Genomic DNA, 11,779 nt, shown 5'->3' with positions numbered 1-11,779 from the left:
GTCCTCACTTGTTCTCCGCTTTCAGCCCTTTTAAATATTCATACAGCGCATCCGTTTCAGCGTCCGAGAGCTTCGGATAAGTGCCTGTCATTTTATTGCCCGGTTTAATGCTGTCCGGATTTTTCAGCCAGGCTTTTATATTCTCTTTATTCGCATCCTTAATACCGGCCACTTTGACCCGTTCACCGAAGGTAGCGAGGTTCGGAGCCGTTCTTGCCGCTTCAGCCCGTTTATCATTGGGCTCAACCGCATGACAGCTCAGGCAGTTTTTTTCCTTAAACAGCTCTTCTCCTTGCGCGGCTAAACCGGAATCTGTTGTATGCTTATAATTTTTCATCGCTTTCGTCCATTGTTTAAATTCTTTTGACGGCAGCGGTTTCACTTTGAAATCCATCAGCGCATGTGAAGGTCCGCACAGCTCTGCGCATTTTCCGAAGAAATATTCTCCCGCTTCTTTGCTGCGTTTAGAATCGAAGGTCAGAAAGAAAGTATTGTCATTATCCGTATTCGTATCGATTTTCCCCCCCCCTGACGGAATCCAGAAAGAGTGTTTCACATCTGAGGACTTCAGCTTGAAATAGACGCGTTCATCTGTGGGAACGATCAGCTCCTGACTTGTCACAAACCCGTAATCAGGATACTCGAATTCCCACCAGTATAAATTCGCCCTTACATTAATCACGAGCGCATCCTCTGCTTTACGGTTTTTCTTATCCATCGGCGACGTATCCGCTAGCGCCAATGTATCGATGACAACCGGGATGACAAGAATAATCAAAAGCAGGATCGGAATAACGGTCCAGGTGATTTCTAAAAAACGGTTCCCCTCCACCTGTTTCGGTATCGTGTCTTCCCCTATACGCGACCGTCTGAATCTCACAATGACGTAAAAGAAAATAACTGCTACGACCGCAACGACCACAACCATGATAAGTGTGCTGAGCACCGTCAGATCATATTGTTTATCAGCCACTTCGCCGGCAGGCTTGAGTGTGGACAGAAACGGTTTTCCACAGCCGCTCAATAAAAGCGGCACTAAGGCTAATAATGATAAAAGACGCCAACGCTTTAACATTTCACCCAACCCCTTTTTTGAATCAGTACGAGATGCATAAGCAGTAAATCTGCTTCCAGCCGAAATACTTCATTTCCTCATTTCTTAAAATATGAGATTTTTTACTTAAAATTCCATCTATGTATAAAAGCAAAGCCGCCTGATTAAACAAAAGGTCAAGGCGGCGTTTACTAGTTGTCATTGTTTGTTTTGGCGATCAAACAAGCTCATTATTCAATTAAAACAGTGTGAAGACCACCATCGCTACAAAATAAATGGTCATGTAGTTAAGCGAATAGACAAACATAAGGGTTGCCCACTTCATGATGTTTTTCATGCGGAATCCCATCAGTCCGAGAACAAGCCATCCGACATTCAGCAAAGTGCCGAGAATGACGATCGGAAGACCGAGACTGCCGAGGAAAAACGGAAGCGGCAGCAGGCATGCGACCCAGACGATAATCTGTCTTTTCGTCACTTCAAAGCCGTGCACTACCGGAAGCATCGGAATATTCGCTGCTCTGTAATCTTCCGTCTTTTTAATCGCAAGCGCTAAAAAGTGCGGAATCTGCCAGATGAATAAAATCATGAATAAAACCCACGCGACAACACCGATGTGCCCTTCAACCGCTGTCCAGCCGATTAACGGCGGCACGGCGCCTGATACACTTCCGACAACCGTATTAATCGTATAACGGCGTTTCGTCCACATTGTATAAAGAACAACGTACGTAAACACGCCGATAAAACCGATGACTGCTGCCATCACGGTGGTCATCAAAAGCATGATAAGTCCTAAAGCAATGAGTAAAATTCCTGACCACAGCGCTTGATTCGGCTGAATCTTTCCGGTTACCGTCGGTCTTACTTTCGTGCGTTCCATTAAATGATCAATATCACGGTCGTAATAGTTGTTAACCGCACAAGAACCGGCGATGATCAAAGAAGATCCTATTAATGTAAGAAGCACGGTGTTTAAATTGCCTAAAAAACTCAGACCGGATATATGTAACGCAAGCCACATGCCGGTAAAAGTCGTAATTAAATTCGAATTGACGATTCCTATTTTGATAAGCGAAAGGAAATCCTTCCATGCCGTCGTCTCTTCAATCTGTCCGTCTATAGCTGTATCGTTTAAAATTCTGGAATTAGCCATAACGTAAACCTCCCTTACAAACCTAAAGCAGGTTTTTTAAGACCTGCAACTCTATCATACAAGATAATGACCTGTAAAAAAACATCCTCTTAAATATTAAACGAGAAACAGGAATTTATTTGTGAACTTTTTATGAATTTTACCAAATCCGCCGGTTTCATAATAAAGCGGTTACTTTATTTCTATCAGACCCATCTGGAATAATCAACCCCATTATCTAAGAAGTCCTGATTCTATTATATTTTTGTGAACAAACAGAATTGAGAATTGCCACAAAACACATATTCGCTTACACTTGGTACGTATATCATTTTGTCCAGTTTGTTAAGAAGGTGAATGTAAAATGAATAAAGCTTTGAAAGCGCTCGGCGTGCTGACGACATTCGTTATGCTCGTCGTGCTGATCGGCGGCGCTCTTGTCACAAAAACAGGATCGGGTCTCGGATGCGGAAGGCAGTGGCCGCTTTGCCACGGCCGGTTTTTCCCGGAGCTTAACGCCGCTTCTATCATTGAATGGAGCCACAGACTCGCAAGCGGTGTCTCAATCGTTCTCGTGCTGAGTCTCGCTTTTTGGGCATGGAGAAAAGTCACGCCTGTTTTCCGTGAAACAACCTTTCTCGCCATTATGTCCATTATCTTTTTATTTTTACAGGCGCTTCTCGGCGCATTAGCGGTTGTTTTCGGATCAAATGCGCTCGTTATGGCGCTTCATTTCGGCATATCGCTGATTTCTTTCGCTTCTGTTCTGATTTTGACGCTGCTCATATTTGAAGCTGATAAATCAGACAAAAAGCTCGTCAAGCCGCTCAGAATCGGCAGGACAATGCAGTTTCATATGATCGGCCTTTCGATTTACACGTATATCGTCGTTTATACGGGGGCTTATGTGCGCCATACGAAATCAAGCCTTGCCTGCCCTGACGTTCCGCTTTGCAGCAGGCTGAATCACGGGCTTCCGTCCCATTTTCAGGAATGGGTGCAGATGGGCCACAGAACGGCAGCGCTGCTTCTGTTCGTATGGATTCTTGTCGCTTTTGCGCATGCGGTGCGCTCCTACAAAGACCAAAAACAGATTCTCGGGGGCTGGATAGCGGCTCTTGCCTTTGTTGTATTACAGGCGCTGTCCGGAATCATGGTTGTTTATTCAGAAATGGCCACCGGCTTTGCACTTGCCCATTCGCTCTTTATTGCCGGTCTGTTCGGCGTCTTATGCTATTTCTTATTATTAATCGCCCGCTTCCGCTATGAATCAAAACAGCGGAACATCTGAGGCACACGAAAAGGCCGAAGCATCAGAGCTTCGGCCTTTTCACATATAAAAAACCTGATCGCACACGGGGCGGATCAGGTTTTTTATGTTCATTTTTTACGCTTTTTCAATTTCGATCAGTAAATCGCCTGTCTGAATCGGTTCACCGTTTTTCACATGAATCTGCTGTATCGTCCCGGAGAACGGCGCCTGTACCGTCGTCTCCATTTTCATCGCTTCATTAATCATCAGATGATCGCCTTTATTCACCTTTGCCCCGGTTTCCGTTAACAATTTAATGACTGTTCCCGGCATAGATGCCGCAATGTGGCTTGGGTTTGTCCGATCTGCTTTTAATTTTTCCTGCACGGACGATTTAATGCTTTCATCTTTAATGACCACCTCGCGCGGCTGGCCGTTCAATTCGAAATAAACGACACGTGTCGCATCTGGCTGCGGTTCACCGATAGATACAAGCTTCACGATCAGCGTTTTTCCGCGCTCGATTTCCACTTCGATTTCTTCACCAAGTGTCATGCCGTAGAAGAAAGTCGGTGTGTCCAATACGGAAATATCACCGAAGCGTTCAGCCGTTTTAACATATTCAGTAAACACCTTCGGATAAAGAGCATACGCGATTGCGTCCTGATCACTCAATTCCATCTGATGCGTTTCTTTCCATTCTTCTTTAATGCCTTCAAAAGATACCGGTTCAAGCAGCTCACCCGGTCTTACCGTGATCGGCGTCTGTCCTTTCAGAACGAGCTTTTGCAGTTTTTCCGGAAATCCGCCGTGCGGCTGGCCGATCTGCCCTTTAAAGAGCTCAACGACTGAATCCGGAAAATCAAGCGTTTCGCCTTTATCATAAACATCTTGTTCTGTTAAATTGTTTTGCACCATGTAAAGCGCCATATCTCCGACGACTTTGGAAGAAGGTGTTACTTTCACGACGTCGCCGAACATGCGGTTGACGACGCTGTACATGTCTTTCACCTCATTCCAGCGATCGCCCAGGCCGACTCCTTTTGCCTGCTGCTGGAGATTGCTGTACTGGCCGCCCGGCATTTCATGATTATAAATCTCAGTATGCGGAGACTTCATCCCGCTTTCAAATTCACTGTAATACTGACGGACGGATTCCCAATATTGTGACAGTCTTTCCACCTGGCGGACATCCATTTCAGGACGGCGGCTGTTTCCTTCAAGCGCATGATAAAATCCGCTTGCGCTCGGCTGTGAAGTCAGACCCGCCATTGAGCTGACGGCGACATCCACGATGTCCACACCCGCTTCAACAGCTTTGGCATAGAGAAAGACGCCATTGCCGCTCGTATCATGCGTGTGAAGATGAACAGGAATATCAATCGTTTCCTTCAGCGCTGAGACAAGTTCGTATGCGGCTTGAGGTTTCAAAAGACCGGCCATATCTTTAATGCCGAGAATGTGCGCACCAGACGCCTCAAGCTCTTTCGCCATAGAAAGATAATATTGCAAATCATATTTCGTCCGGGTCTTATCAAGAATATCTCCCGTGTAACAAATCGCAGCCTCCGCCACTTTTCCGGTTTCACGGACGGCATCGATGGCCAGCGTCATCCCTTTTACCCAGTTCAGGCTGTCAAAGATCCGGAATACGTCAATACCGGACTCCGCTGACTGCCGGACAAATTTTTGGATGACATTGTCGGGATAGTTTGTATAACCGACGGCATTTGATGAACGAAGGAGCATCTGGAACAATGTGTTCGGCACTTCCTTACGAAGATCTTCAAGGCGTTTCCAAGGGTCTTCTTTTAAGAAACGGTACGCTACATCAAATGTCGCGCCTCCCCACATTTCAAGGCTGAACAGTTCAGGCCACAGGGCAGCCGTAGGATTCGCGATTTTTTTCAAATCATTGGATCTGATCCGGGTTGCAAGCAGGGACTGATGGGCATCCCTGAACGTTGTATCGGTCAGGAGCACGGATTTTTGCTCTTTCACCCAGTCTGCAAGCCCCTCAGCGCCTCTTTCATCAAGGATCTGTTTCGTACCGCTTGCCGGCTTTTCCCCGATACCTAACGTAACGGTCTGAGGCTTATCAAATGCAGGTTTTTCTTTTTTCCTGATTCCCGGAAAACCGTTCACCGTGACATTGCCGATATAGGAAAGCATTTTTGTTCCGCGGTCCTTCTGTTTTGGGAAAACAAACAGCTCAGGCGTTGTGTCGATAAACGATGTGTCGTATTGGCCCGTCAGGAATTTTTCATGCTTTGCCACGTTTTCAAGAAACGGAATATTGGTCTTAATGCCCCTGATCCTGAATTCCTGCAGGTTGCGGACCATTTTCGCTGATGCCTGTTCAAACGTCAGCGCCCATGTCGACAGCTTGACGAGCAGTGAATCATAGTAAGGCGTGATGACGGCGCCCTGGAAGCTGTTTCCCGTATCAAGGCGGACGCCGAAGCCGCCGCCTGAGCGGTAAGCCATAATTTTACCCGTGTCAGGCATAAAGTCATTCAGCGGATCTTCAGTGGTCACACGTGATTGTATCGCATACCCGTTTGTAAAAATGTCTTTCTGCTCTGGGATATTGACGGCGCGGCTGTGCAGTCCGTGGCCCTGCGCGACGAGAATCTGCGTCTGAACGATATCAACCCCCGTTATCATTTCCGTAATCGTATGCTCCACTTGTACGCGCGGGTTCACTTCAATAAAGTAAAATTCACCGCCCGCTACGAGAAATTCCACGGTCCCCGCGTTGATATAGCCGACATTTTTCGCAAGCGCCACAGCCGCTTCACAGATTTCGTCCCTTAATTCAGGCTGCAAAGATACACTCGGCGCCACCTCAATCACCTTTTGATGGCGTCTCTGAACGGAACAGTCCCGCTCATACAGATGAACGACATTGCCTTCTTTATCTCCGATCACCTGAACTTCAATATGCTTAGGATTTTCGATCAGTTTTTCAACATACACTTCATCATTTCCGAATGCGGCTTTCGCTTCTGATTTGGCCCGCTCAAACGATTCTTTCAATTCGCTTTCGCTTCGGACGATTCTCATGCCGCGGCCTCCGCCTCCGAGCGATGCTTTAATAATAAACGGAAATCCGTGGACTTTTGCGAATTGTTCGACATCTTTTGATGTTTCAGCCGGTCCGTCACTCCCCGGAATAACGGGGATACCGGCTTTTTCCGCCTGCTCCCTCGCCTTTACTTTATCTCCGAACATATCCAAATGCGCTGACGTCGGTCCGATGAATACGATGCCCTCTTCTTCACAGCGTCTCGCAAATTGGATATTTTCAGAGAGAAATCCGTAGCCCGGATGAATGGCATCTACGCCGTTTCTTTTTGCGATCTCAATAATCCCTTCAATATCAAGATACGCGTCAATCGGTTTTTTGCCTTCGCCCACAAGATAAGCTTCATCCGCTTTATAGCGATGATAGGAGCCCGAATCTTCTTTTGAATAAACGGCTACCGTTCTGATGTTCAATTCTGTGCACGCCCGGAAAATCCGGATCGCAATTTCTCCCCTGTTTGCTACTAACACTTTTTGGATGGATTGTTGTGACAAACTTTTCTCCCCCTTGGCCTAATAAATATGTAGTTTATAATAAAGGAATATCCGCCCTGTGTATACACTTGTTTTTTAGAGATACACAGATTTTTCCGTCTGCCGTCTTTTTACCCCTTTAGACGGAACGGGCTCCCTCTTTTTCTTCTTTTCTGAGTACTTGACATGCATGCTGACATTCACCAATATACCGGCGCTCGTTAATAACAAAAACATTGATGAGCCCCCGTAGCTGATAAACGGCAGCGGAACACCTGTGATCGGAATTAAACCGCTGACACCGCCGAGATTGATAAAGGTCTGAATCGCAATCATGCTGGATATCCCGATTGCCAAAAGGCTTCCGAACGGATCTTCACATTTTCTCGCAATATAAAAACCTTTTAACACGACAAAAGCCAGCAGCAAAATGACAAACAGGACGCCGAAAATGCCGAGCTCCTCTGAAATAACCGCCATAATAAAGTCTGTATGCGATTCAGGCAGATAACCGTATTTTTGAATGCTTTCTCCAAGACCGAGACCGAAAAAACCGCCTGAGCCGATTGCATAATACGAATTTATAATCTGCAGGCCTGATGTGCTGGCATATTTAAATGGATTTTCAAGGCTTTCAAACCGGCTCATACGCCCGGGTGTCAAAATATCGTCCCATTTCAGATAGATGATCGGGCTGACAAGGAGTAATACGATTCCCGCCATGAGAACCAGCCTGAGCAGGGTCCTTCCGCTGAATCCCGAACACATAATGACGCAAAACGCGATCAGACCGATAATCATCGCCGTTCCGAAGTCGGGCTGAATAGCGATAAGCGCACAAATGACTACGGTGACGATCACCGGCGGCGCAACCCCCGTCAAAAGCTGATCGATGTAGCTTTGTTTCTTTGCGTACACTGCGGCAAGATACAGTATCAGGGTCAGCTTGACAAATTCCCCCGGCTGAATGGCCATTCCGCCGATTTTAAACCAGCTTTGCGCATTTCCGGCAACATGTCCGAAAACAAACAGCGCGCAAAGCGCAGCCACTGACGCAAGCAGTATGATTTTCTGAATCTTTTGATGGGCGAACACTTTGTACGGAAAAACGGCCGCGATAATAAACAGCACAAACCCCGCGATGACGGCGAACAGCTGCCGTTTAAAGAAATAGTCGCTGCTCACGCCGTAACGCATAACGGCGGTAATCATGCTTGAGCTGTATACCATTACCAACCCGAAACTGCACAGCAGAATGATAGCGCATATCAATGAATAATCGTAAGATTTTAACATTCTTTTAAACATAACATCCTCTTTCCTGCTTAAAGCTTACGTTTAATACCTATTGCGTATTATATTTTACTATAATTCATAAACAATTTACGCAGTTTCTTTATAGTTTTTCGGATGAAATGCAGATTAAGAGACCGTCTTACGAAAAGAAGATGCAAAAAAAAACGGTTTACGGTTATAAAAAAACCCAAACCGTTGAATAGTTTGAGTTTGATCATTTATTTTCCTGTAAACGCGTCATGCAAAGCAGACAGTTCTCTTTCAAGTCTGTCCAGCAGCTCTTTGCCGTCGTTTTCGTCAACTAATCCCAGGCGGACAGCAAAATCGATTTCCCTCGACAGTCCGAACATCTGAGTATCCAAGACCTCTTCATACAGAGGACATTGAGGCATCGTTAAGTTATCCATTTGTACTCGGATCAGCTTCAAAATCTTCTCAGCATCTAACTTCAACAGCTCGAATGCTTTCTGCTGATGGTCAACTATAATCTCTGAAGCCAAAAGTATCCCTCCGTTCCCCAGGCGAGTACCTAATTCTTCTATTTATCATAAAGGGTATCAGATAAAATTGCAAGAGGATTTAAGCAGATGTTATGATAAAAAATGTTTCAAAAAATACTCAGCCTGTATTTCTCAGACATGATTTCCAAAAGCTTCACACCCGCGATGCTGTTGCCTTTTTCATCAAGCGCCGGGCCGAATATACCGATTCCGAAGTTGTACGGCGAAATGCCCATGATTCCTCCCGAAACGCCGCTTTTAGCGGGAATGCCGACCTTTATTGCGAATTCCCCGCTCGCATTGTACATGCCGCATGTCACCATAAACGTCTTGCAGATTCTCGCCACATCTTTTTTAATGACCTGCTCCCCGGTTTCCGGATGCTTCCCGTCAAGGGCGAATACACAGCCGATTTTGGCTAAATCCAGACTGCTCATCTTAATCGCGCACTGTTTTGTATACAAATCCATGACCTCTTCAACATCGCCTTTAAAAATGTCATACTGCTTCATGTAATAACACATGGCCCGATTAATCATGGAAGATTTGAATTCCGATTCCGCGACATGTCTGCAATATGTAATGTCCTGATTGTTCGCAAGTCTTCTGATGAATCCGAGCAGGTAATCCAGGCGGTCTTTCGGCGAATGCCCTTTAATTAAACCCGTAACGATGAGAGCTCCCGCATTAATCATCGGATTTAAAGGCTTGCCCGGATTCACTGTTTCAAGCTTAATCATGGAGTTAAACGGGTCGCCGGTCGGCTCCTGACCCACGCAGCTGAACACCTTTTCCTTTCCGTAATCCATCAGTACGAGCGCCAGAGAAAGCACTTTCGAAATGCTCTGCAGCGTAAATGTCCTGTCGGCGTCTCCTGCCGTCAGACATGTATTTTCCGCATGATAAATCGTGACCGAAAGGCTGTCTTGTTCGGATTCAGCAAGAGCCGGAATATAGTCTGCCACTTTGCCTTCTTCGGTCCTTTTTTTCGCTTCCTGAACTAATGCGTCCAGCTCTTGGTAATGCCGGCATACCATGTCGATCATCCTCACTTCGCTGCCGTTGTATACATCTAAGTTTGCGACGCAAAGTGACAATTCATGCGAAAACTTTTATACTTTAAGTAAAGGGGGGGCTTCAACATGAGCGTTATTCAAGTAAAAGGCAATGTTACATACCCGATTACAATTGATCCGAGTGTCTGGATTTTCGATGACCGCAAATTTCCGTTTGAAAACAATCAGCCCGTTCATCCGGACGGCTCTGCAGAAACCCAGGAGCATACGCTTGATCCTGAACGGGTGATCAGAGAAGGGCGCATTTCGCCGCCGACTTTAAAAAGCGAAAAACGTTATGAAAAAGAAAGACTGATGAACGGCAGCTTCGCCATGAAGCTCGGCGCTGTTTTAGCAAATGCCGAGCCGAAAGAAAGCGCTGTCCTGTGCGCATTTATTTCAAAATCAGAAAGAATCGAAGTGCCGCTTGAAAAGGCGATGGACGCAATCGCGCATTTCAGCGATGCGGGGAAACCGCTTCAAGACGGCGGTCCGGTCCATTTTTACGTGGACGGAGACTTTGAAAAACCGATAACGGGCGTCACAGAAATCGAAGTTTTATAACAAATCGGCGGCAAGCTGTGCAAGGCCGGATCTCTCACCTTTCACAAGCTTCACGCTGCCGGAGACGGTTTGTCCTTTAAACCGCTCTACAACATAAGCAAGTCCGTTGTTTAAACTGTCTAAGTATGGGTGATCTATTTGCTCCGGATCGCCCATCAGGACAATTTTGCTTCCCTCTCCCACCCTTGTCAAAAGCGTTTTGACCTCGTGCCTCGTCAGATTCTGAGCCTCATCAATAATAATAAACTGATCCGGAATGCTTCTTCCCCGAATGTATGTCAGCGCCTCCACCTGAATCGATCCGATTCCTGCCAAAATCGCTTCAAGTTCACCCGGCTTTTTCGCATTGAATAAAAATTCAAGATTATCAAAGATCGGCTGCATCCACGGCTTGAGCTTTTCCTCTTTTTCGCCCGGCAAATATCCGATATCCTTTCCCACCGGGACGATGGGACGCGCGACGATCAGCTTTTTATAAATACCGAGATCCTCCGTCTGCAGAAGCCCTGCCGCGAGAGCAAGCAAGGTTTTTCCCGTTCCCGCTTTTCCGATCAGGGTGACAAGCGGGATATCTTCCCTCAGCAGGAGTTCAAGCGCCATTGTCTGCTGGACGTTCTTCGGCCTGATACCCCATACGTGCTCATCATCGAAAACAAGTCTTTTTACGGTCTCGCCTTTCTTATCCGCCATGCCGACCGCAGACGATGATCCTCCTAATTCATCTTTCATCAGCACAAATTGATTCGGATAAACCTGATGCTGCTGAAGCTCCTTGACTGAAATTTGTTTGTTTTTATAAAACGAGGCAAACCGCTCTTTATTCATAAATATATCTTTGTACCCGCTATATATTTCATCATGGTCAACGACTCTGTCGTTTAAAAAATCCTCCGCCAAAAGCCCGATGGCATCCGCCTTTACCCTGACAAGCACATCTTTGCTGACCAGGATGACGAGGCGGCCGTTTTCTTTCGTTTCCTCCTCAAGGCTTAAATTTTTTGCCACCGCCAAAATGCGGTTATCATTCGTTTTTTCGATAAAAATTTCTTGGAGCTGATGAAATGACCGGTGGTTCAGTTCAATTCTGAGCGTTCCTCCGCTTTCAAGCGGAACTTTCTCATGCAGCCTACCTTTCTCCCTGAGCCCGTCTATCAGCTTAGATACGTGCCTTGCATTTCTCCCGACCTCGTCCATATACCGCTTTTTTGAATCGACCTCTTCCAGCACGACGGCGGGGATGACAACTTCGTTTTCTTCAAAGGAAAAAATGGCGTTAGGATCCTGCAAAAGTACATTCGTATCTAACACATAAATTTTACTCAAGTCTCAGCCTCCTGAAATAAGGATCAAAGCCCATCGTGT

The 11,779-nt window shown here is 46.2% G+C and carries 9 protein-coding genes; 2 read left to right on the top strand and 7 right to left on the bottom strand.

Annotation, left to right across the window (positions count from 1 at the left end):
- Window positions 1-4 precede the first annotated feature (4 nt).
- Complete coding sequence (coxB, locus tag G9F48_RS03110; protein WP_165409016.1) at window positions 5-1,075, bottom strand: cytochrome c oxidase subunit II; 1,071 nt, start codon at window positions 1,073-1,075, stop codon at window positions 5-7.
- A 217-nt stretch (window positions 1,076-1,292) separates the two neighbouring features.
- Window positions 1,293-2,210: a heme o synthase gene (gene cyoE / locus G9F48_RS03105; RefSeq protein ID WP_003154486.1), complete on the bottom strand. Its 918-nt coding sequence runs from the start codon at window positions 2,208-2,210 to the stop codon at window positions 1,293-1,295.
- A 343-nt stretch (window positions 2,211-2,553) separates the two neighbouring features.
- Here cyoE and ctaA point away from each other — a divergent pair, with 343 nt between their 5' ends.
- The gene (gene ctaA, locus G9F48_RS03100; protein WP_156735080.1) at window positions 2,554-3,480 is read left to right on the top strand and encodes a heme A synthase CtaA; all 927 of its coding nucleotides are present in this window, start codon (window positions 2,554-2,556) and stop codon (window positions 3,478-3,480) included.
- A 96-nt stretch (window positions 3,481-3,576) separates the two neighbouring features.
- On the opposite strand, the gene pyc is transcribed toward ctaA, so the two are convergent.
- From pyc to glsA, 4 genes are all read right to left on the bottom strand, one after another.
- The gene (gene pyc, locus G9F48_RS03095) at window positions 3,577-7,023 is read right to left on the bottom strand and encodes a pyruvate carboxylase (protein ID WP_165409015.1); all 3,447 of its coding nucleotides are present in this window, start codon (window positions 7,021-7,023) and stop codon (window positions 3,577-3,579) included.
- A gap of 75 nt (window positions 7,024-7,098) precedes the next feature.
- On the bottom strand, window positions 7,099-8,310 hold the full coding sequence (locus G9F48_RS03090) for an FtsW/RodA/SpoVE family cell cycle protein (protein ID WP_165409014.1): 1,212 nt from the start codon (window positions 8,308-8,310) through the stop codon (window positions 7,099-7,101).
- 206 nt (window positions 8,311-8,516) lie between these two features.
- A complete protein-coding gene (locus tag G9F48_RS03085; protein WP_003154494.1) occupies window positions 8,517-8,798 on the bottom strand; it encodes a YlaN family protein in 282 nt (93 codons plus the stop codon).
- A 107-nt stretch (window positions 8,799-8,905) separates the two neighbouring features.
- Window positions 8,906-9,835 carry a glutaminase A gene (gene glsA / locus G9F48_RS03080; protein WP_003154495.1) on the bottom strand — a complete coding sequence of 310 codons (930 nt, stop codon included), beginning with the start codon at window positions 9,833-9,835 and terminating at the stop codon, window positions 8,906-8,908.
- 105 nt (window positions 9,836-9,940) lie between these two features.
- On the opposite strand from glsA, the gene G9F48_RS03075 reads away from it, so the two are divergent.
- Window positions 9,941-10,417 carry a peptidyl-prolyl cis-trans isomerase gene (locus tag G9F48_RS03075; RefSeq protein WP_165409013.1) on the top strand — a complete coding sequence of 159 codons (477 nt, stop codon included), beginning with the start codon at window positions 9,941-9,943 and terminating at the stop codon, window positions 10,415-10,417.
- On the opposite strand, the gene G9F48_RS03070 is transcribed toward G9F48_RS03075, so the two are convergent.
- Window positions 10,412-11,740, bottom strand: a complete 1,329-nt coding sequence (locus G9F48_RS03070; RefSeq protein ID WP_146276708.1) for a PhoH family protein — start codon at window positions 11,738-11,740, stop codon at window positions 10,412-10,414. The two genes, G9F48_RS03075 and G9F48_RS03070, sit on opposite strands and share 6 nt — an antisense overlap.
- Window positions 11,741-11,779 lie beyond the last annotated feature (39 nt).

The sequence above is a fragment of the Bacillus sp. EKM420B genome (assembly GCF_011065565.1).
Lineage (GTDB): Bacteria > Bacillota > Bacilli > Bacillales > Bacillaceae > Bacillus > Bacillus velezensis.
The sequence above is the reverse complement of the archived record's forward strand: the minus strand, read 5'-3'. Positions and strand labels throughout refer to the sequence as shown.

What these genes read in the sequence shown, in the direction of transcription:
- coxB (WP_165409016.1), bottom strand. Translation starts at nt 1,075, where the DNA reads ATGTTAAAGCGTTGGCGTCTTTTATCATTATTAGCCTTAGTGCCGCTT.
- cyoE (WP_003154486.1), bottom strand. Translation starts at nt 2,210, where the DNA reads ATGGCTAATTCCAGAATTTTAAACGATACAGCTATAGACGGACAGATT.
- ctaA (WP_156735080.1), top strand. Translation starts at nt 2,554, where the DNA reads ATGAATAAAGCTTTGAAAGCGCTCGGCGTGCTGACGACATTCGTTATG.
- G9F48_RS03090 (WP_165409014.1), bottom strand. Translation starts at nt 8,310, where the DNA reads ATGTTTAAAAGAATGTTAAAATCTTACGATTATTCATTGATATGCGCT.
- glsA (WP_003154495.1), bottom strand. Translation starts at nt 9,835, where the DNA reads ATGGTATGCCGGCATTACCAAGAGCTGGACGCATTAGTTCAGGAAGCG.
- G9F48_RS03075 (WP_165409013.1), top strand. Translation starts at nt 9,941, where the DNA reads ATGAGCGTTATTCAAGTAAAAGGCAATGTTACATACCCGATTACAATT.